Consider the following 20,575-nt stretch of genomic DNA (forward strand, 5'->3'; position numbering starts at 1 on the left):
TTCACCCCTTCCCAGCTGGTGGAATCGCCGTGCCGATAGCCAGGAGATAGCGGTCACGCCGTAGGCTTGCCGAGTGAACTGGACCGTGGATGTGCCGGTCGACACGCTGCCCGAGCTGCCCCCGTTGCCGCCGGAGTTGCGTGCTCGGCTCGATGACGCCTTGTCGCGTCCCGCCGCTCAGCAGCCCGAGTGGCCGAACCCCGAACAGGCCCGCAACGTGCGGACCGTGCTGGAGAGCGTCCCCCCGATCACCGTTCCCGCCGAGGTCGACCGCCTCCGCGAGCGGCTGGCCGAGGTGGCGCGGGGCCGGGCGTTCCTGCTCCAGGGCGGGGACTGCGCGGAGACCTTCGTCGACAACACCGAACCCCACATCAGGGCGAACATGCGCGCCCTGCTGCAGATGTCGGTCGTGCTGACCTACGGCGCGAGCATGCCGGTGGTGAAGGTCGGCCGGATCGCCGGCCAGTACGCCAAGCCGCGCTCCTCGGCCACCGACTCGCTCGGCCTGCCGTCCTACCGCGGTGACATGATCAACTCGATCGTGGCCACCCCGGAGGCCCGGGTCAACGACCCCTCCCGGATGGTCCGCGCCTACGCCAACGCCAGCGCGGCGATGAACCTGCTGCGCGCGCTGACCAGCTCCGGCGTCGCCGACCTCCGCCGTGTGCACGACTGGAACAAGGACTTCGTCCGCACCTCGCCCGCCGGTGAGCGCTACGAGGCCCTGGCCACCGAGATCGACCGCGGCATGCGCTTCATGTCCGCCTGCGGAGTGGACGCCTACCCGCTGCACACCGTGGAGATCTACGCCAGCCACGAGGCGCTGGTGCTGGACTACGAGCGGGCCATGCTGCGGCTGGAGCAGAGCGGCCCGCAGCCGAAGCTGTACAACCTCTCCGCGCACTTCCTGTGGATCGGGGAGCGGACCCGCCAGCTCGACGGCGCGCACATCGCCTTCGCCGAGCTGCTGGCCAACCCGATCGGATTGAAGATCGGTCCGACCACCACGCCCGAGCAGGCCGTAGAGTACGTGGAGCGGCTCGACCCGCGCAACGAGCCCGGCAGGCTGACGCTGATCAGCCGGATGGGCAACGGCAAGGTCCGCGACGTGCTGCCCGCGATCATCGAGAAGGTCACCGCCTCCGGCCACCAGGTCATCTGGCAGTGCGACCCGATGCACGGCAACACCCACGAGGCCAGCACGGGCTACAAGACCCGGCACTTCGACCGGATCGTGGACGAGGTGCAGGGCTTCTTCGAGGTGCACCGCGCGCTGGGCACCCACCCCGGCGGCATCCACATCGAGCTGACCGGTGAGGACGTCACCGAGTGCCTCGGCGGCGCCCAGGAGATCTCCGACGTCGACCTCGCCGGCCGCTACGAGACGGCCTGCGACCCGAGGCTGAACACCCAGCAGTCGCTGGAGCTGGCCTTCCTCGTCGCCGAGATGCTCCGCTCCTGACCCGAGCCACCGGCCCCTGACCATCCACATCGGACGGTCAGGGGCCGGTGCGTCTTCGGGTACCCCGCTAGAAGAGACAGGTCAGGACGATCTTGGTGCCGGGGCGGACCCGGGTGCCGGGGGAAGCGGACTGGTTGATCACGGTTCCGTCGTCGCGGCCGGGGATCAGGTGCTGGATCTCCACGTCCAGTCCCTTCTCCCGCAGCGCCTTCGCCGCGTCCTTGGCCCGCTGGTTGGTGACGTTGGGCACGGTGACCGCGTTGGACAGCATCACCTTGACCCGCCTGCTGGATTTCGGGTCCAGCTTCGTCCCCGCGGGCGGGTCGGTCTTGGCCACCCTGCCCGCCTCGTACTCGGCGCTGAAGTCCTGGCCGCCGTCCTCCGGTTCGAAGCCCAGCCTGCGCAGCTCCGCGTAGGCCGCCTCCTTCGTCATCCCGGCGATCGACGGCACCGGCACGGGCGGCCTGCCCTTGGACAGCGCGACGGTGACCGCGGCACCCACCTTCAGCTTCGTCCCGGGACCGGGGACGAGCTTGAGCACCATGCCCTCCGGCACCTCGGCGCTGTAGTCGTCGGCGGAGGCGTTGCGCGCGGGCTGGAGCTTCGCCTCCTTGATCGCCCGTTCCGCGTCGGCGAGGCTGGCGCCCGCCACCACCTGCGGCACCTCCGGCAGGCCGGTGGAGACCACGAGCGCGACCTCGTTGCCGCGCAGCACCTTCGAACCGCTCTGCGGGTCCGAGCGGATCACCTCGTCGATCGGTACCTCGTCGTGCGGCTCGTGCACCACCTTGGCCACCAGGTCGACCGCGCGCAGCCGTTCCTGCGCCTTGGTCAGGCTCTGCCCGATCAGCTGCGGCACCTCCGCGAAGCGTCCGGAGGCCAGCCACCAGGCCGTGCCACCGACCCCGGCCACCAGCACGGTGATCACCACCGACCAGATCAGCGCGAGGCGCCTGCCCCGCGCCCGTTCCCGGTCGCGCTTGCTGGGCCGCGGCGCGGCGTCCTCCGGAGCCGGATCGCCCGCGGGTTGCCGCTGGGCCATCGCGGGCAGGTCGGAACGGTTCATCGTCCGCGTGCCCATCGGCCCGGCGCTGGTGGGCACCCGTGGTTTCACCACGGTCGGACCATCTGTGTAGTCCCTGATCGCGGTGATCTGCTCCGTCGGAGGGTCGTCATCGCGTGCGGGCTTGTAGGACGGCAGCTTGGCCGCGACCTTGCTCGGCGGCACGGGGATCGGGACCGGGTGGATGCCCAGCGAGGTGCGGACCCGGCGGAGCTCGTTGAGGAACGCCGTCGCGTCGGCGGGCCGCACGGACGGATCGCGCCGGGTCGCCCGCACGACCAGCTCGTCGAGTTCGGCGGGGATGCCCTGGCGCAGGGTGCTCGGCGCGGGCACGTCGTTGTTCACGTGCCGGTAGGCGACCGACAACGCGGTGTCGCCGGTGTAGGGCGGGGTGCCGGTCAGCATCTCGAAGAGCACCAGGCCGGCCGAGTAGACGTCGCTGCGCGCGTCCGCGGCGCCGGTGGCGACCTGCTCCGGCGCGAGGTAGGCGACCGTGCCGAGGATGACGCTGTCACTGGTGGTGCCCGCGCCCGCGATCGCCTTCACCAGGCCGAAATCGCCCACCTTGACGGTGCCGCCGCGGCCGATGAGCACGTTCTCCGGCTTGATGTCGCGGTGCACCAGCGCGGCCTCGTGCGCGGCGGCGAGCGCGGCCAGGATCGGCTCCAGGACGCTCAGCGCAAGCGGGATCGGCAGCTCACCGCGTTCGTGCAGCACGTCGCGCAGCGTCCCGCCCTCGATGTACTCCATCACCAGGTACGCGAGCTCACCGTCCTCGCGGTGGTCGACGCCCTGGTCGTAGACGCCCACCACGCTCGGGTGGTGCAGCCGGGCGGCGGTGCGCGCCTCCCGCTCCAGGCGGTCGAGGAAGGACCGGTCCCCGGACAGCCGGGAGTCCATCACCTTGATCGCGACGGGACGCTCCAGCCGGGTGTCCAGGCCCAGGTAGACCGAGGACATGCCTCCGCGCGCGATCATGGTGTCGATGCGGTACCGCCGCTCCAGCAGCGTCCCGCTCAGTTCGGCACCCCTCGATTCCACAACGCCCGATGTTAGACGGGTGATCCGCTTGCGGATCGAGCATGTCACCGTGCGCGCCGACCTCGTGTTCCTGGCGGCAGGCTCTTGCGCGTTGTGGCAGGCTGAACCGCTGTGAGTCAGATCCCTACCTCCCCGGATGTGCTCGACGCCGAGGTGGAAGTCCTGCCCCTGCCCGATGTCGCGGAGCGGCTGGGCCAGCCGGTGACCCGAGTGCACCAGATGCTCAGGGACGGTCAGCTGCTCGCGGTGCGCCGCGACGGCATCCGCGCCGTTCCCGCCGCCTTCCTCACCGAGACCGGCGTGGTCAAGCACCTCGCGGGCACGGTGACCGTGCTCCGCGACGCCGGATACGACACAGAGGAGATCCTGCGCTGGTTGTTCACCGCCGACGACTCCCTTCCGGGAACGCCGATCGACGCGCTGCGCGGCGACCGCAGCCGCGAGGTGAAGCGCCGAGCGCAGGCACTGGCCTTCTAGCAACCGATCCCGCCGACCGACGACAAACGGCGCCGCCCCCACGGGAGGGGCGGCGCCGTTCGGGTTTTCCCGGGCTCAGACGTGCGCGCCCTTGCTCCGCCTGGACAGCTCCAGCGGGTCGTGCCGCAGCAGCGACGCGGCGGCCAGCAGCGACAGCAGGATCAGCACCGCGACGTGCGGGTAGTTGTTGCTCGCCGCGTCACCGTCCGGATAGGTGATCGCCAGCTGGAACACCGAACCGAAGATGATCACCGTCGAGGCCCACTGGGACAGCGGGAGCACCGCGGCCAGCGCCAGCGCCAGCGTGAAGTACCAGGGGAAGGTGGTCTGCAGCAGCAGCGACATGGCCAGCATCACCAGCGCGGCGCGCCGGATCACGTTGTGCTCGTCGCCGTCGCGGGCGAGCCACCACTGCCGCAGCGCGATGTAGCCGAGCAGCGCCATGCCCAGGGTGCGCGCGGTGGTGTAGTAGAGGCTGTGGCTGGGGTTGTAGAACCAGCTCGCGATGCCGTGCGCGATCTGGCCCGCGCCGGTCGGCAGCGAGGTCCAGTTGACCACCACGGAGTTCGCCCCCAGCGCGGGGATCCAGCCGAGGCTGACGTTCGCGACCAGCTGGCAGGCGGCGAAGACGGGCAGGAACACTCCCACCCCGGTGCCCGCGGCGCGCACGAAGCGGGTCATCTCCGAGCCCTTGAGGTGCCGGGCCCAGATCCACACCAGGAACGGCAGCACGACGACGGCCTGGATCTTGATGGCCGAGCCCAGGGTGACCAGCACGATGCCCAGCACGTGCTGCCTGCGCATCACCAGCAGGGTGCCGACGGCGATCAGGCCGATCATCAGCAGGTCGTTGTGCGGCCCGCCGACCAGGTGCACCACCACGAGCGGGTTGGCCGCACCGATCCACAGCGCGACCGACGGGTTGCCGCCCAGCCGCTCCGCCAGCCTCGGCAGCGCCCAGCAGAGCATCACCATGCCGCCGATCAGCGCGAGGCGCATCAGCAGCACGCCGGCGATCATGTTGTGCCCGCTGATGGCCACGACGCCCTTGGCGATCAGGATGAACAGCGGCCCGTACGGGGCCGGGGTGGTCTGCCAGATCCACGCCACGTTCTCGGCGATCGGCCCGTCCAGCGCGGCCGGGCCGAGCGCGTAGGTGTCCAGCCCCTCCAGGGGCAGCAGGCCCTGGCCGAGGTAGCTGTAGACGTCCCTGGTGAACAGCGGCGGGCCGAGCATGACCGGCACGCACCAGGCGGTGATCGCCAGCAGCACGCCGCGGCGGCCGACCCGGCCCGCCCGCACGTGCCTGCCGAGCCGGACCCAGGCCCAGACCAGCAGGCCGACGCCGAGGTAGACCACCAGTTCGGCCAGGTTCTTGCCGTGCCCGAAACGGATCCAGGTCAGTGAGGTCCCGGACAGGATCGGGTCCCTGACCAGGGTGCCGCCCGCCCCGAGTGCCCCGAGCGCCGCCAGGCAGGCTCCGATGACACCGAGCAGGATGGTGCGACTGGGAATCCCGGTCGCCGTTGCCGTCCGGGAGGTCCCGGAGGCCGCAGGCCCGGAAGCGTCGGCGACCGGACCCGGGTGCGCGCGCTCGTCTGGCCGCTCGGCGACCCGGGTGCGCCCCCCGGGCTCGCTCGACCCCGGCTCGTCGCCGGGGCCGGTGATGGGCGGAGAGGACATGGTGGACATCGCTGGCCATGGTCCCATAGCCCCTGGGAGCGCTTGTACGCAACGCCTCGCCTCGGGGCTACCGCGACCGTCAGTAGCTGCGGTGGGTCACTTCCAGCGCCAGTTCACGCAGCCGGGTGACGGCGACCGAGTCGATCGTCACCGAGTCGAGGGCGGCCAGGCCGGAGGTGGTCAGCCGGTTGATCCGCTCCTCCACCGCGCGCACCGCGCCCAGCCTGATCAGCGTGGCGCGCACCCGCTCCAGCAGCCCGCCGTCCAGCTCCGGCACGCCCAGCGCGCTCTCGATCAGCTCGGCCGACCCGGTCTCCCCGGCCCGGTGCGCCAGGTCCAGCCCGTAGGCCACCAGCGGCGTCCGCTTGCCCTCGCGCAGGTCGTCCCCGGCGGGCTTGCCGGTGACCGCGGGGTCGCCGAACACCCCGAGCAGGTCGTCGCGCAGCTGGAAGGCGATGCCGACGTCCGCGCCGTAGCACCGCAGCGCCGCGACCAGCTCCTGGTCCGCCCCGGCCAGCGCCGCGCCGAAGTGCAGCGGCCGGTCCACCGTGTACGCGGCCGTCTTGTAGCGGCTGACCTGCTCGGCGCTGTGCAGGTCGGTCGCGGCCCTGGCCTGCGCGAGCACGTCGAGGTACTGCCCGGCGAGCACCTCGGTGCGCATGCCGTGCCACGCCTCGTTCGTCCGCGCGAGCGCTTCCAGGCCGAGACCCGACGTGCGCACCATGTCGTCGGCCCAGACCAGCGCCAGGTCGCCGAGCAGCAGGGCGGCGGAGAGCCCGAACCGCTCCGCGCTGCCCGACCAGCCCTGCTCGCGGTGCTTGGCGCCGAAGGCGACGTGCACAGTCGGCAGGCCCCGGCGCATGTCGGAGTCGTCCATCAGGTCGTCCTGCACCAGGGCGCACGCCTGGATCAGCTCCAGGGCGCTGACCGCGCGCAGCACCGGCACCACCGTGTCCAGGTCGTCCGGGTCCCCGCCCGCCGCCCGCCAGCCCCACCAGGCGAAGGTGGGCCGGATGCGCTTGCCCCCGGAGACGACGAAGTCGGACAGAGCGCCCACCGCGCTGGCGAACGCCTCGTCGATGCTGGCCGCCGCCGCGCGCTGCCGTCCCAGGTACACCCGGAGTTCGTGCTCCACGTGCGCGGTGAGCGTCGCGTCGACGTCGACCCCGGTCTTCAGCTCGAGAGGGTGCCGATCTACCTGCTGTTCAAGCACGGAGGACATCCTCTGCCTAGTGGTGGGCGGTGGCCAATCCGGGGTGGACCTCACTACCCCAGTGAACGGGAAACACACAAGAGATGTCCCCGGCACGAGAGACCTCACACTCGCGGCGGCCGATTTGTACCTTCTTCCAGTTAGTGGAACTCCGCGTCCGACTGGCGGGCACCGCGAGTAACCTTGACGCATGACGGCGGTGGTTGACCGGCTTCGCAGTGATCGTCCGGTGTTCTCGGTTGAGTTCTTCCCGCCGAAGGACGCCGAGGCCGAGCGCCAGCTCTGGCGCGCCATCAGGGAGCTGGAGCCCCTGGACCCCGCGTTCGTCTCGGTGACCTACGGCGCGGGCGGCTCCAGCCGCGACCGCACGATCCGGGTGACCGGGCGCATCGCCCAGGAGACCACGCTGACTCCGGTCGCGCACCTGACCGCGGTCAACCACTCGGTGGCCGAGCTGCGCAACGTCATCGGCTCCTACGCCTCCGTCGGCGTGCGCAACATCCTCGCGCTGCGCGGCGACCCGCCCGGTGACCCCAACGGCGAGTGGGTCAAGCACCCGCAGGGCCTGACCTACGCGGAGGAGCTGGTCCGGCTCATCCGCGGCCTCGGTGACTTCTGCGTCGGTGTCGCGGCCTACCCGTTCGGCCACCCGCGCTCGGCGGACCTGGACACCGACGCCGAGTTCTTCGTGCGCAAGCTGCGCGCGGGCGCGCACTACGCGGTGTCGCAGATGTTCTTCCGCGTCGAGGACTTCCTGCGGCTGCGGGACCGGATCGCCGCGCGCGGCATCGACCTGGACGAGGTCCCGCTGCTGCCGGGGCTGATGCCGATCCGCTCGGTCAAGGGCATCCAGAAGATGGCCGAGATGGCCAACACCGAGATCCCGCCGGAGGTCATCGCCAGGGTCGAGCCGTACGCGGGCAACCTGGAGTCCGTGCGCGCGGTCGGCGTGGACATCGCCACCGAGCTGGCGGAGCGGCTGCTCGCCGAGGGGCTGAAGCAGCTGCACTTCTACACGATGAACCGGTCGAACTCGACCGTGCAGGTGCTCGACCGGCTCGGCCTGCTGCCCGCCCGCGCCCGCGGCTAGGCGGGCGCCGACCGCAGCTGCCTGCGGTGGCTGACGTAGGCCATCGCCATCACGATCACCGCCGCGAGGCCGGTCGCCGCGCCCACGATGAGCGCCCAGCGCACCCACGCCTCCGAGGTGACGTCGGCGTAGCGGGCCACCGCGGTCAGCTCGGTGACCTGGCCCGGCCGCGGCGACCAGGTGATCTCGTTGCCCCGCGCCCTGCCGTTGCCGCTGCCGACCTTGCCGGGGAAGTTGACCTTGATCTGCACGTCGGTGCGGTCGGGGGCGAGCTGGGTCAGGTCCACCGATCCGGACAGCGTCACCAGGCCGCCGGAGCGGCGCAGGCTGAACCGGTACTTGCCGCTGTCGCCGGTCGCGGTCGCCGCCAGCAGCCGCAGCTCCTCGAAGGTGAGCCCGGTGAAGGTCAGCAGGGAGCCGGTGAAGCCGTCCGCCGCGGTGGCCTTGGTGACCCGCGCCCGCCCGGTGAGCCCGGCCGGCACCACCAGCTGCGGCCCGGCGTCGCCCTCCCGCTGCGGGGCGGCCAGCACCTGCAGGTCGCCGGTGACCCGGTCGTCCTCGGCCACCGCGATGGTCATCCGCGCCCGCACGCAACCGCTGAGCAGCAGCACCCCGAGCAGCGCCACCAGCGCAACGGCGCGACTGCGGGGTCGGGGCGGCACCGGCACATCGTGCCAGCGACCCGGGCCGCACAACACCCTCATCGAGGACTCTGCGGCCGAGGTCGGGCCGGGGGTGCGCGGTATGTGAAGACCGTGGAACCTTCGGCGGATGGATCGCTCTCACGGCGAGGTCGAGCGCGGCGGCGGTCGGGTAGCGTGCCGGTCATGCCAGCCAGCGTGATCAACCAGATCAGCGACGCTTTCGTCGGTGACTATGCCGCGCTCGATCCCATCGCGGCGACGTACCTCGGAGTCTCCGGGCACGACCAGGACCTGACCGACTACTCCCCGGAAGGGCACCGCGCGCGGGCCGACCTGGCCGCGCGGGCGCTGCGGGAGATCGGTGCGACGGAGCCGGGCACGGACGCCGAACGGCTGGCGAAGGCGGTCTTCCAGGAGCGTGTCGGCCTGGACGTGGAACGCCACGAGGCCGGGCTCTCGACGGCCTCGCTGAACGTCATCTCCAGTCCGCCCCAGGACCTGCGCCAGGTCTTCGACCTGATGCCGACGGCCACCGCCGAGGACTGGGCGGTGATCGCCACCAGGCTGGCCAAGACCCCGGACGCGCTCGCCGGCATGCGGGCCTCGCTGCTGCACTCGGCGGACAAGGGTGACGTCTCGGCGCTCCGCCAGGTCACCGGCGTCGCCGAGCAGTGCGAGACCTGGGCGGGCCGCCGCGGTGGCAAGTCGTTCTTCGCGAGCATGATCGCCGCGGCGGACGAGGTCGACGGCGTCAGCGACGGGCTGCGCTCCGACCTGCGGGCCGCCGCCGACGCCGCGGCCGCCGCGTACGGCGACTTCGCCCGCTTCCTCCGCGAGGACCTGGCGCCGAGGGCGCCCGAGCGCGACGCGGTCGGCGAGGACCGCTACCGCCTCGAATCGCGCTACTACACCGGCGCCAAGCTGGACCTGCACGAGGCGTACGAGTGGGGCTGGGCGGAGTTCTCCCGCATCGAGGCGGAGATGAAGCAGGTCGCCAACCGCATCCGCCCCGGGGCCACGCTCGCCGAGGCGGCGGCTGCGCTCGACGCCGACCCGCGCTACCGGGTGCACGGCCAGGACGCGCTCGCCGCGTGGATGCAGCGGCTGTCCGACAACGCGCTCGTCGAGCTGCGCGACACCCACTTCGACATCCCGGAGCCGCTGATGCGGCTGGAGTGCAAGATCGCTCCGCCCGGCGGCGGGGTGGGCGCGTACTACACGGGCCCGACCGACGACTTCAGCCGGCCCGGGCGGATGTGGTGGTCGGTGCCCGCCGACCGCGAGGAGTTCTCCACCTGGCGCGAGGTCACCACCGTCTACCACGAGGGCGTCCCCGGGCATCACCTGCAGATCGCCACCGCGGTGCACCAGGCGGCCGAGCTGAACCGCTTCCAGCGGCTGATGTGCTGGGTCTCCGGCTACGGCGAGGGCTGGGCGCTCTACTCGGAGCGGCTGATGCGCGAGCTGGGCTACCTCGACGACGACGGCGACCTGCTGGGCATGCTGGACGCGCACCTGTTCCGCGCGGCGCGCGTGGTGGTGGACATCGGCATGCACCTGGAGCTGGAGATCCCTAAGGGGACCGGCTTCCACGAGGGCGAGCGGTGGACCCCGGACCTGGGGCTGGAGTTCATGCTCACCCGCACGATCACCGACCCCACGCACGTGCGGGACGAGATCGACCGCTACCTGGGCTGGCCCGGTCAGGCCCCGTCCTACAAGCTCGGCGAGCGGCTGTGGCTGGCCGCCCGCGAGGAGGCCAGGGCGCGGCAGGGCGCGGCGTTCGACCAGAAGTCCTTCCACACCAAGGCGTTGCGCGCCGGTGCGATGGGCCTCGACCTGCTCCGCGAGCAGATGATCGGCTGAACCGCCTTTCGGCGGTGTCGCGGACACCCTCCTTGATGTGAAGCTGTTTCGCATCAAGGAGGGTGCATGTCCGCAGCACTGCGCGTGATCCTGGCCGCCGTCCTCACGGTGCTCCCGGCACCGGTCCAGGCGGAGCGGACACTCGCCGATCTGACCTACCTGACCTCGCACAACGCGCACGTCAGCACCGGTGACGCGAAGTGGTGGCCGCCGAACCAGGGGCAGAGCCTGCGCAAGCAGCTCACCGACGGCGTGCGCGGGCTGATGCTCGACCTGCACATGTACGGCAACGAAGTGCACCTGTGCCACAACGAAGGACGCGAGTGCGGCCCGGTGCCGGGACTGCACTACGGCACTCCGCGGCAGACGTTCGCCGGATCGCTGCGGACGGTCGTCGACTTCCTCAACGAGAACCGCGGCGAGGTCGTCACGCTGTTGCTGGAGGACTACGCGGACGCGTCAGCGCTGGCCAGCGCGCTCAACAGCGTTCCCGGGCTCAACGATCTGATCTTCCGGCCTGACGCCTGGAAGGTGCGCGAGCAGGGGTGGCCGAAGCTGAGCGACATGGTGGCCCGGAACAAGCGGCTGCTGATGCTCTCCAGTGCTCCCGGTCGCGAGTCGATGGGTGTCTTCCACGGCAAGGACTACACGGTCGAGAACTACTGGAGCCTCGGACCGCTCGGCGACAAGCTGGAATGCGTCAGCCGGTGGTCGGACGTGCCGCTGAACAAGCAGGAGCCGAACTTCAAGCGGCTGTTCGTGATGAACCACTTCCGAGACGTGCCAATGGATTTCGCTGCTCGCTCGGACAACGGGGACAAGCTCGCGAAGCGCGTGCGGGACACGTGCACCCCGGCGGCGGGGCGCAAACCGAACTTCGTCTCCGTCGACTTCTACGAGCAACCCACGTCGGGCACGCGCCCCGCCAGTGTGGTCGCCGACCTCAACCGCTGACCGGGTTCTCCTCGATCGGCAGCCTGCGGCCGAGCACGGCGAACGGCCGCGGGTCACCGGTGAACTGGTAGTGCCGCAGCACGTCCTGGAAGCCGAGGCGCCGGTAGAGCTTCCACGCGCGGGTCGGGCCTTCCGGGGTGGACAGCAGCACCCGCTCCGAGTCGACCATGCTGGCCAGCCGCCGCAGCAGCGCCTCGCCGAGGCCGCGGCCCTGCGCGTCCGGCCGCACGTGCAGCTCGGTCAGCTCGAAGTAGTCCCGCATCCATTCGTCCACAAAGGACTGATCGGAGTTCGTCCGCGCGTTCAGGCCACGCCGCACCTGCTCGTGCCACCACTGGCCGACCGCGCCACGGTAGCCGTAGGAAATCCCGGCCAGCGCCTCGTCCTCGTCCAGCGCGACGACGCAGCGCCAGCCCTCGCGCATCATGTGCGCCAGCCACATCGGGGCCCGCTGGCGCACGGTGTTCGGCGGGTAGTCCATGGCGGCGACGTAGAGCGCCAGCGCCTCGTCCAGCCGGGGCCGCAGGTCCGCGGCGGTGAACTCGATCAGCCGTTGCTGTTGCGGGTGGGGCACCAGGGTCACCGGGTCACCTCCACGGGCGTGCCGCCGGTGAGAGCGACCAGATCGGTGAAGGTGGTGGGGAAGACCGCCTTCGGGTGACCGGCCGCGGCCCAGATCTCCGGGTGGTCCGCCAGTGCGCGGTCCACGAACGTGCGGATCGGCGCCGGGTGGCCGACCGGCGCGACGCCGCCGATGGCCTGGCCGGTGTGCTCGCGGACGAAGTCGGGGGTCGCCCTGCCCACCTCGGCCACCCCCGCCAGTTCGGCGAGCAGCGCGGTGTCGGCCCGGTGCGCGCCCGAGGTGAGCACCAGCAGCGGCGCCCCGTCCGCGGTGAAGACCAGGCTGTTCGCGATCGCCCCCACCTCGACGCCGAGCGCGGCGGCGGCCTGCGCGGCGGTGCGGACGGCGTCGGTCAGGACGCGGACACCGGTTGCGGCGGAGTCGAATCCGGCCTCGGCGAGCGCCGTGGTGACCTTGTGGATGCCCGGGTGGTCCAGTGAGCTCACGCCGCCCATCAGACCATGCCCGGGCCGGAGAAGCCCGTCCCGCCCCCGGATCTGTGGCGAGCGGTCGGCGGCCTGCGCTTTGCGGCGATGCGAAAAAGGCTCGGGCTGATTTGCGGAAATCTTTGCCGTGAATACGCTCGAACGCGGTCGGGGAAAACCATGAAGGGTATTCCATGTCTCGTGCTGTCATCGCACTCTGCGCCGCCGTGTTCGCCACGGTCGCGTTCGGTCCGGCTGCCTCTGCCGCCGCCCAGCATTCCTTCTCCTGCAATCCGCCCGCCTGGAGCGTCGACTGCGGGAAGTCGTTCCCGGTGGCGTCCGGGAAATCGATCTGGGTCAACTTCAGGTCGAATGCCTATCCGGTGGGTTTCAAGGCGTACAACACCAGTGGCAACCACTACCTGGGCAAGACCGGTCAGAGAACGTCGGGCAATCTGAAGCTCTGGTACAACGACACCTCTCGGACGATCAGGGTGCAGGTCCGCGCCAGTGCGGTGGTCCCGCCCGGCGTTTACGGTCACGTGAGCGGTACTTACTGGATCGGGTAAGCCGGAACCTCCCAAGGGACTCGCCGCCGGCACCGTTGCCGGCGGCGGGCTCAGTCGAAACGGATTGACCGGATCTCGTCGATCGTCGTGCTGTCCCACCGTGATGGCGAGGAGCGATTGATGGGTCATGGCCGACCTGCTTCCCCTGCACTACCTCGAAGCCGGGTCCACGCCGATCCCGTGTTCCGGGCCGTCGCCCTGGGGCGGCCGCGCTTCGAACAGCAGGTCAAGCAGGTCGCTTGAGACTGTCAGACCCCCCGGGTATCGTTGTTGTTGTTCGAACGAGTGTTCGAGACGGCTGGAGTGACCTGCTGGTTGACCCGACGGGGTTCAAGGCAGGGCACTCCGGTGGCTCCTCGGCGCTCGCGCGGACACGCCGGGTGGCGGAGTGGGGGAAGCACTCCGCCACCCGGCACCGCCGGCTTCCCCTCGGCACACCGTCACTCACTGACGTCCCCAGGAGGCCGAGATGTCCGTCCCTCTGCACTTCCCGGTCCCGTCTCCCCGCCGTCCCGACAACGCGCGCACCGCGGTTCCCGCACCGCGCAACCCCCAGGCCGTCTCGCTGCTGGCGCACGCCATGCGCACCCTGCGCGAAGCGGAGGGCTCGACCACACCCGCGGACCGCTACTCGGTGGCCTATCTCGCCGCGATCCGCGCGTCCGCCGCCGTCCTCGCGATGCGCGGTCGTCCGCACCGCGCGCGGGCCCGCCCTGCCAGCGTGTGGGAACTGCTCGTCCGCAACGCGCCCGAGCTGCGCGAGTGGGCCGCGTTCTTCGCCGCGGGGTCTTCGCGCCGCGCGGCCGTTCAGGCGGGCGTCAGCAGGCTGGTCGACGCCGAGACCGCGGACGACCTCGTCCGGCGCACCGGGGAGTTCCTCGAACTGGTGCGGCAGATCGTGCACGGGGCGGGGCGGTGAGCGGGGCGGCTCTCATCGATCACGGCCGCCTGCTCGACGTCCTGGTGACCGAGGGCGAGACGCTCGCGAACTCGGCGCCTCCCGAAGCCATGGACCTCCCGGTCCCGGGGCGCCCGGGACTCACGGTCGGCGCGGTGCTGCGCCAGGCCGCTGACGGCTACCGCGGCGCGCTGGCCTGGATGCGCGACCGCGGTGTGCCCGCGTGGCCGGTGCCGGAGCAACGCGGTCCGGCCCCGGACGAGCGGCAGGACTCGGTGGACCGGCGCGAAGAACTGCGCGCGGGGCTCGTCGACCTGGTCGTGAAGCTCGGTGAGCACGAACCGGAGGAGCCCTGCCCCACGTGGTGGCCGCAGGACCAGACCTACGGGTTCTGGCGGCGGCGGATGGCGCACGAGAGCACTGTGCACCGCATCGACGTGCAGGCCGCGCTCGGCGGACCGGTGCTCGACGTCCCCGAGGACGTGGCGCTGGACGGCGTCGACGAGGTGCTGTTGCTGTGGCTCGGGCACCGCCTGCGCACCAGGGGCATCACCGGCCCGCACCGCTGCGCGCTCGGGATCCGCACCTCCGACCACGCCTGGTACGTGCGGGTGGAGCCCGCGGGCATCTCGGTGTTCCGCGCCGTTCCCACCGGCCTGACCAACGTGGACGCGATCATCACCGGAGCGCCCTCCGCGGTGTACCGGTGGCTGTGGGGCCGCGCGCCCGACCACACCGTCCGCCTCGTCGGCGACCGCCACGCCACGGCGCAGTTGTGGGCCCTGCTCCGCCTGGCCACCGCGTAACGTGACCCTGGCGACCCCACGAAGGAGGGGCCATGTCGTCCCATGTCGAAGGCGGCGGGCTGCGCGAGGGGCTGGCGGGACTGCCGCGGTTCCCCTTGCTGTTCGGGCCGTCGCCGGTGCACGAACTGGAACGCCTCAGCGACCACCTGGGCGGAGCGCGCGTGTGGGCCAAGCGGGAGGACTGCAACTCCGGCCTGGCCTACGGCGGCAACAAGACCCGCAAGCTGGAGTACCTGCTCGCCGACGCGCTCGTCGATGGCTGCGACACGCTCGTCTCCATCGGCGGCGTGCAGTCCAACCACACCCGCCAGGTCGCCGCCGCGGCAGCCCGCGCGGGACTGCGCTGCGTGCTGGTGCAGGAGAGCTGGGTGGAGTGGCCGGACCCCGTCTACGACCGGGTCGGCAACATCCTGCTGAGCAGGTTGATGGGTGCCGAGGTGCGCCTGGTGCAGGCCGAGTTCGCCATCGGCGTCCGGCCCAGCTGGGAGTCGGCGCTCGCCGATGTGCGCGCCGACGGCGGCAGGCCGTACGCGATCCCCGCGGGCGCCTCCGACCACCGGCTCGGCGGCATGGGCTTCGCGGGCTGGGCGGCCGAAGTCGCGGAACAGGAACGGCAGCTCGGCGTCTTCTTCGACACCGTCGTCGTCTGCTCGGTCACCGGTTCCACGCAGGCGGGCATGATCGCGGGTTTCGCGGCGCTCGGCGGCCCGCCCCGGCGGATCATCGGCATCGACGCCTCGGCCGCGCCCGAGGCCACCGAGGAGCAGATCGGCCGGATCGCCGCGGGCACCGCGGACCTGCTCGGCGTCACGGACCTGCCGCCGGTGGAACTGGACGACCGCTACCACGCGGGCACCTACGGCATCGCCGACGAGCGCACTCTGGCCGCGATGCGCGTCGCCGCCCGCCTCGAAGGCATGATCACCGACCCGGTGTACGAGGGGAAGTCGATGGCTGGCCTGATCGACCTGGTCAGCTCGGGCGAGATCGCCAAGGACGCCACGGTCCTCTACGCCCACCTCGGTGGCCAGCCCGCCCTCAACGCCTACTCCGCCCTCTTCTCCTGAGCCCGCCGGGGTTACTGGGCGCGGAGGCGGAGGCCTTTGGGGGTGGCGCGGAATCCCGCGTCGCGGAGGATCGCGGCGAGGTGGGAGCCGAGGGCCTGTTCGCCGTCGGTGCGTTGCACGGCGAGTTGGCCCAGCCAGCCGTCGCGCACGGCTCCCGCGAGCACATCGGCGGCGGCGCGCAGTGCTGGCTCGTCCTCGGTGAACGACAACAGCGAGCGACCGCCGCGCTCCACGTAGAACACCGGGCGGCCGTCGACGAGGACGGCCAGCGCACCCGCCTTGCGAGCGGGGCGGTGCTTCGTGTCGCCGATCGCGGCGGGCCAGTCGAGCGCGGCGCCGTAGGGCTGGGCGGGATCGGCGGCGGCGAGCACCACGGCGACCTGCTCGGCATCGCGCACCGAGCTGGAGTCCGAGGTGGACAGTGCGCGCAACCGGTCGACCGCGCCGTGCGCAGCGAACTGGGCAGCGCCGAGCCCTTCGACCACGTAGCCGCGCACGACCTGCCCGGACTCCTCCATGGCGCGGAGCACCCGGTAGACGCCGCTGAACCCGCCGGTGACGCGTTCGGTGTCGAGCGCGCCCCGGGTCAGCACGCCGTGCCGCTCCAGGAACGCCTCCGCGCGAGCGTGCGCGCGGCGAGTCGGATCGGTCTCGCGCACAGGGGCGAGGGACCACCGCCCCGCGACCGTGGGCGGACCCGTGCGGCTCGGCATCGCTGGGCGTGGAGTGCGCAGGCGGGCATAACGGCCACGCGGGGCGGAGCGGCGTGGCTTGTGCGCCGCGCCCTTGCCGGAGACCAGCGAGCGCAGCGGGGCGAGGGTGTCGTTGGTGATCTGGCCGGACCACACCAGGTCCCACAGCGCGGCGATCACCGCGGGATCTTCGACGACCTCGCCCATCACCGAGGACACCCGGTCGGTCAGCTGCCGGAAGAACTGCGCTCCACCCTCCAAAGTGGACAGAAGGGCGCGGTGCAGCGGCTCGTCCGGGGTCTCCTCGTCCACCTCCGGCAGCAACAGGTCGGCCAGATCCGTTGGGGCCAGGGCGATCCAGCCGTCGCCGCCCGCCAATGAGCCGCACCCGGTCCACGACACCTCGCCGGTCGCGGTCAGCTCGTCGAGCAGGGCGGGGGAGTAGCCGGGCAGCCGTGCGGGCAGGATCAGCGACTCCACCGCGCTCGCCGGGAGCGGGGCGCCCGCGAGCTGCTCGACCACCGTCAGCAGGTCGTCGACCGTGGCCGCCGCCCGTGGCGCGAACTGGCCGCCGCGCCGCTTCCCGCCGATTCCGTGCCAGGACGGCAAGAACCGGCCGAGCGCGGCCTGCTCGACCGGTTCGACCTCCGCGCGCAGCTTCGCCAACGACGCGCGCCGCAACCGCCGCAGGACCTCGGCGTCGCAGAACTCCATGCCCGCCTCGTCCGCCTTGGCCAGCGGACGGAGTTCACCGCGCACGAGCCGCCCGGTACCCGCCAGCCGCTCCAGCACGCCGGTCACCACGGCCACGCCCAGCCCGAACCGTTCGGCCGCCTGGGCCGCGGGGAACGGACCGCGCGTGCGGGCGTAGCGGGCGAGCAGGTCGCCGAGCGGGTCGGCAACGGGCTCGGTGAACGCCTCGGGGACACCGACCGGCAGCGCGACGCCCAGCGCGTCCCGGACCCGGCCGGCGTCCTCGATCGCGATCCACCGCTGCTGCCCGGCGATCCTGACCCGGAGCACCCGGCGCTGGTTTTCCAGCTCCGCCAACCACTCCGGCTCGACGCCGCGCTCCTCGGCCTCCTCGGTGGACAGCTCGCCCAGCGCGCGCAGCAGGTCCGCCGCGTCCTCGACGTCGCGCGCCTTGCGCTCGGGACTCAACCGCTGGAGCTGGGCCTCCACCTCGGCCAGCACGTCGGGATCGAGCAGTTCGCGGATCGCCTCGGAACCCAGCAGCTCCGCGAGCAGTGCCGAGTCCAGCGACAGCGCCGCGGCCCGTCGCTCGGCGAGCGGCGCGTCGGTCTCGTAGAGGAACATGCCCACGTAACCGAACAGCAGGCTGCGGGCGAACGGCGACGCGGTCGGCGTCTCCACCTCCACCACGCGCACCTTGCGCGCGCGGACCTCGGCCATCAGCTCGCGCAGCCCGGGCAGGTCGTAGACGTCCTGGACGCACTCGCGCATCGCTTCCAGCACGACCGGGAAGCGTTCGTACTTCGCGGCGACCGAGAGCAGCTGCGACGCGCGCTGGCGCTGCTGCCACAACGGCGACCGGCGCCGGGGATCGCGCCGGGGCAGCAGGAGCGACCGGGCCGCGCACTCGCGGAACCGGGCGGCGAACAGCGCGGAGCCGCCGAGCTCGGCGACCACGATCTGCTCCACCTCGTCGGGGTTGATCAACACGTCCTCGGCGGTGGGCAGGATGTCCGCGCCCGCGTCCTCGAAGCCGTCGTCCAGCCCCACCGTCGGCAGCCGCAGCACGATGCCGTCGTCGGAGTGCGCCAGCTGCGGGTCCCAGCCGTGCTTCTCCCGCAGCCGCGCGCCGATCGCCAGCGCCCACGGGGCGTTGACCTGCGCGCCGAACGGGGAGTGCACGACGAGCCGCCAGTCACCCAGCTCGTCGCGGAACCGCTCGACCAGGATCGTCCTGTCGTTGGGCAGGTGCCGGGTGGCCGCGCGCTGTTCGGCCAGGTACGCCAGCAGGTTCCTCCTCGCCCGCTCGTCGAGCCCGGCGTCGGTCGCCCGTCGCACGGCGGCCTCTTCGTCCGAAGTGGACAGCTCGCGGACGAAGGCGCCGAGCGCGCGCCCCAGCTCCAGCGGCCGACCCGGCGCGTCACCCTTCCAGAACGGCAACCTGGCGGGCTGGCCCGGCGCCGGCGTGACGATCACGCGGTCGTGGGTGATGTCCTCGATCCGCCAGGACGAGGTGCCCAGCAGCACCACGTCGCCGACGCGCGACTCGTAGACCATCTCCTCGTCCAGCTCGCCCACCCGCGAGCCGCCCTTGCCGTCCGCGCCCGGCGTGCTGACGGTGAACAGGCCGCGGTCGGGGATGGTGCCGCCGGAGGTCACCGCGAGCCGCTGCGCGCTGGGCCGCCCGTTGAGCACACCGGTGACGCGGTCCCAGGTGATCCGCGCGCGCAGCTCGCCGAACTCCTCGCTCGGGTACCGCCCGGCGAGCATGTCGAGCACCGCGTGCAGCGCCGAGTCGGGCAGCGACGCGAACGGCGCCGCCCCGCGCACCACCGCGGCCAGCTGGTCGACGGTCCACGGCTCCATCGCGGTCATCGCGACCACGTGCTGCGCCAGCACGTCCAGCGGGTTGCGGGGGTAGCGCAGCGCCTCGATGGACCCCGAGGCCATCCGCTCGGCCACCACCGCGCAGGACACCAGGTCGCCCCGGAACTTCGGGAACACCACGCCCCGGGACACCGCGCCCACCTGGTGCCCGGCCCGGCCGACGCGTTGCAGCCCGGAGGCCACGGTCGGCGGCGCCTCCACCTGGACCACCAGGTCCACCGCGCCCATGTCGATGCCCAGCTCCAGCGAGGAGGTGGCCACGACGCAGGGCAGCACGCCCGCCTTCAGCTCCTCCTCGACCAGCGTGCGCTGTTCGCGGGCCATGGAACCGTGGTGCGCCTTGGCGATGACCGAAGACCCGCTTGCGGGGTCGAGCATCGTTCCCGGAGCCGCGCCGGTCGTGATGCCAGAGCCGCCCACCGCCTCGGCCGGGAACCGCTCCGGCTCCGCGGGTTCGCTCGCCAGCTCGTTGAGGCGCGAGGTCAGCCGCTCCGCGAGCCGCCGCGAGTTGGCGAAGACGATCGTGGACCGGTGCTGCCGCACCAGGTCGAGGATGCGCTCCTCCACGGCGGGCCAGATCGACGGCCGTCGCGCTGCCCCCGCCGCGGAGCCGGTGATCTCCTCCTCCTCGGGCACCGGATCGGCCGGTCTGTCCAAAGAGGACATGTCCTCCACCGGCACCTCGACCCGGACCTCGACCGTTTTGCGGTTCTCCGGGCGCACCACCCGCACGGGGCGCCCGCCCGCGAGGAAGGAGGTGATCTCCTCGATCGGCCGCACTGTCGCGGACAGCCCGATCCGCTGCGCGGGGTGCTCCAGCAGCGCGTCCAGCCGCTCCAGGGACAGGGCCAGGTGCGCGCCGCGCTTGGTGCCCGCGACGGCGTGCACCTCGTCGATGATCACCGTGCGCACTCCGGCGAGCGACTCCCTGGCCGCCGAGGTGAGCAGCAGGAACAGCGACTCCGGCGTGGTCACCAGCACGTCCGGCGGGCGCCGGGCGAAGGACCTTCGCTCGTCGGCGGGCGTGTCGCCGGTGCGCATGCCCACCGTGATCGAGGGCTCCGGCAGGCCCAGCCGGTGCGCCGCCTGCCGGATGCCGGTCAGCGGTGCGCGGAGGTTGCGCTCCACGTCCACGGCGAGCGCCTTGAGCGGAGAGACGTAGAGGACGCGGCAGCGCCGCTTCGGCTCGGCGGGCGGTTCGGAGCCGGCCAGCCGGTCCAGCGCCCAGAGGAACGCGGCCAGCGTCTTGCCGGAACCGGTCGGGGCGACGACCAGGGCGTGCTCGGCGTCCGCGACGGCGTTCCACGCCCCGGCCTGCGCGGCCGTCGGCGCGGCGAACGCACCGCGGAACCACTCGCGGGTCGGTGCGGAGAACCGCTGCAGAACCTCCTCGTCGGACACGCACCCATCCTGACCCAGGGGT

At 72.1% G+C, this 20,575-nt stretch carries 16 protein-coding genes; 9 read left to right on the forward strand and 7 right to left on the reverse strand.

Annotated elements, in window-relative coordinates:
* Positions 1-73 precede the first annotated feature (73 nt).
* Positions 74-1,462, forward strand: coding sequence for a class II 3-deoxy-7-phosphoheptulonate synthase (locus BLT28_RS36310; RefSeq protein ID WP_030428662.1), 1,389 nt, complete (start codon positions 74-76; stop codon positions 1,460-1,462).
* A 67-nt stretch (positions 1,463-1,529) separates the two neighbouring features.
* Here the strand turns inward: BLT28_RS36310 and BLT28_RS36315 are convergent, their stop codons facing one another.
* A complete protein-coding gene (locus tag BLT28_RS36315) occupies positions 1,530-3,503 on the reverse strand; it encodes a Stk1 family PASTA domain-containing Ser/Thr kinase (protein WP_081900195.1) in 1,974 nt (657 codons plus the stop codon).
* A 174-nt stretch (positions 3,504-3,677) separates the two neighbouring features.
* Here BLT28_RS36315 and BLT28_RS36320 point away from each other — a divergent pair, with 174 nt between their 5' ends.
* Entirely contained in the window at positions 3,678-4,043 is a 366-nt protein-coding gene (locus BLT28_RS36320; protein WP_030428660.1) for an Rv2175c family DNA-binding protein, read from the forward strand.
* Positions 4,044-4,118: 75 nt separating this feature from the next.
* Here the strand turns inward: BLT28_RS36320 and mptB are convergent, their stop codons facing one another.
* Both mptB and BLT28_RS36330 read right to left on the reverse strand, forming a co-directional pair.
* A complete protein-coding gene (gene mptB / locus BLT28_RS36325) occupies positions 4,119-5,726 on the reverse strand; it encodes a polyprenol phosphomannose-dependent alpha 1,6 mannosyltransferase MptB (RefSeq protein WP_169748563.1) in 1,608 nt (535 codons plus the stop codon).
* Positions 5,727-5,805: 79 nt separating this feature from the next.
* Positions 5,806-6,939, reverse strand: coding sequence for a polyprenyl synthetase family protein (locus BLT28_RS36330; RefSeq protein WP_231950537.1), 1,134 nt, complete (start codon positions 6,937-6,939; stop codon positions 5,806-5,808).
* Between the two features lie 190 nt (positions 6,940-7,129).
* On the opposite strand from BLT28_RS36330, the gene metF reads away from it, so the two are divergent.
* Positions 7,130-8,029 (forward strand): methylenetetrahydrofolate reductase [NAD(P)H], encoded by a 900-nt coding sequence (gene metF / locus BLT28_RS36335; RefSeq protein WP_030428657.1) that lies wholly within the window; start codon positions 7,130-7,132, stop codon positions 8,027-8,029.
* On the opposite strand, the gene BLT28_RS36340 is transcribed toward metF, so the two are convergent.
* On the reverse strand, positions 8,026-8,691 hold the full coding sequence (locus tag BLT28_RS36340) for a DUF3153 domain-containing protein (RefSeq protein WP_030428656.1): 666 nt from the start codon (positions 8,689-8,691) through the stop codon (positions 8,026-8,028). The two genes, metF and BLT28_RS36340, sit on opposite strands and share 4 nt — an antisense overlap.
* A gap of 165 nt (positions 8,692-8,856) precedes the next feature.
* On the opposite strand from BLT28_RS36340, the gene BLT28_RS36345 reads away from it, so the two are divergent.
* A complete protein-coding gene (locus tag BLT28_RS36345) occupies positions 8,857-10,539 on the forward strand; it encodes a DUF885 domain-containing protein (RefSeq protein WP_030428655.1) in 1,683 nt (560 codons plus the stop codon).
* A 66-nt stretch (positions 10,540-10,605) separates the two neighbouring features.
* On the forward strand, positions 10,606-11,493 hold the full coding sequence (locus BLT28_RS36350; RefSeq protein WP_052407115.1) for a PI-PLC domain-containing protein: 888 nt from the start codon (positions 10,606-10,608) through the stop codon (positions 11,491-11,493).
* Here BLT28_RS36350 and BLT28_RS36355 read toward each other — a convergent pair.
* Together BLT28_RS36355 and BLT28_RS36360 are read right to left on the reverse strand one after the other, a co-directional pair.
* Positions 11,483-12,076 carry a GNAT family N-acetyltransferase gene (locus tag BLT28_RS36355; protein WP_030428653.1) on the reverse strand — a complete coding sequence of 198 codons (594 nt, stop codon included), beginning with the start codon at positions 12,074-12,076 and terminating at the stop codon, positions 11,483-11,485. The genes BLT28_RS36350 and BLT28_RS36355 overlap by 11 nt on opposite strands.
* Positions 12,073-12,561 (reverse strand): YbaK/EbsC family protein, encoded by a 489-nt coding sequence (locus BLT28_RS36360; protein ID WP_030428652.1) that lies wholly within the window; start codon positions 12,559-12,561, stop codon positions 12,073-12,075. The genes BLT28_RS36355 and BLT28_RS36360 overlap by 4 nt, the downstream gene beginning before the upstream one ends.
* 173 nt (positions 12,562-12,734) lie before the next feature.
* Between BLT28_RS36360 and BLT28_RS36365 the strand changes: the two genes are divergently transcribed.
* From BLT28_RS36365 to BLT28_RS36380, 4 genes are all read left to right on the forward strand, one after another.
* A complete protein-coding gene (locus tag BLT28_RS36365; protein ID WP_030428651.1) occupies positions 12,735-13,109 on the forward strand; it encodes a hypothetical protein in 375 nt (124 codons plus the stop codon).
* 469 nt (positions 13,110-13,578) lie between these two features.
* Positions 13,579-14,028 carry an SAV_6107 family HEPN domain-containing protein gene (locus BLT28_RS36370; RefSeq protein WP_030428650.1) on the forward strand — a complete coding sequence of 150 codons (450 nt, stop codon included), beginning with the start codon at positions 13,579-13,581 and terminating at the stop codon, positions 14,026-14,028.
* Entirely contained in the window at positions 14,025-14,813 is a 789-nt protein-coding gene (locus tag BLT28_RS36375) for a maleylpyruvate isomerase N-terminal domain-containing protein (protein WP_030428649.1), read from the forward strand. Before BLT28_RS36370 ends, BLT28_RS36375 begins: the two co-directional genes overlap by 4 nt.
* 32 nt (positions 14,814-14,845) lie before the next feature.
* Positions 14,846-15,880: a 1-aminocyclopropane-1-carboxylate deaminase gene (locus BLT28_RS36380; protein WP_052407114.1), complete on the forward strand. Its 1,035-nt coding sequence runs from the start codon at positions 14,846-14,848 to the stop codon at positions 15,878-15,880.
* Between the two features lie 11 nt (positions 15,881-15,891).
* On the opposite strand, the gene BLT28_RS36385 is transcribed toward BLT28_RS36380, so the two are convergent.
* Complete coding sequence (locus BLT28_RS36385; RefSeq protein WP_030428647.1) at positions 15,892-20,553, reverse strand: ATP-dependent helicase; 4,662 nt, start codon at positions 20,551-20,553, stop codon at positions 15,892-15,894.
* Between the last annotated feature and the right edge of the window lie 22 nt (positions 20,554-20,575).

The organism is Allokutzneria albata (assembly GCF_900103775.1).
GTDB classification, from domain to species: domain Bacteria; phylum Actinomycetota; class Actinomycetes; order Mycobacteriales; family Pseudonocardiaceae; genus Allokutzneria; species Allokutzneria albata.

What these genes read in the sequence shown, in the direction of transcription:
- BLT28_RS36315 (WP_081900195.1), bottom strand. Translation starts at nt 3,503, where the DNA reads ATGATCGCGCGCGGAGGCATGTCCTCGGTCTACCTGGGCCTGGACACC.
- mptB (WP_169748563.1), bottom strand. Translation starts at nt 5,726, where the DNA reads ATGTCCTCTCCGCCCATCACCGGCCCCGGCGACGAGCCGGGGTCGAGC.
- metF (WP_030428657.1), top strand. Translation starts at nt 7,130, where the DNA reads ATGACGGCGGTGGTTGACCGGCTTCGCAGTGATCGTCCGGTGTTCTCG.
- BLT28_RS36345 (WP_030428655.1), top strand. Translation starts at nt 8,857, where the DNA reads ATGCCAGCCAGCGTGATCAACCAGATCAGCGACGCTTTCGTCGGTGAC.
- BLT28_RS36350 (WP_052407115.1), top strand. Translation starts at nt 10,606, where the DNA reads ATGTCCGCAGCACTGCGCGTGATCCTGGCCGCCGTCCTCACGGTGCTC.
- BLT28_RS36365 (WP_030428651.1), top strand. Translation starts at nt 12,735, where the DNA reads ATGTCTCGTGCTGTCATCGCACTCTGCGCCGCCGTGTTCGCCACGGTC.
- BLT28_RS36370 (WP_030428650.1), top strand. Translation starts at nt 13,579, where the DNA reads ATGTCCGTCCCTCTGCACTTCCCGGTCCCGTCTCCCCGCCGTCCCGAC.
- BLT28_RS36380 (WP_052407114.1), top strand. Translation starts at nt 14,846, where the DNA reads ATGTCGTCCCATGTCGAAGGCGGCGGGCTGCGCGAGGGGCTGGCGGGA.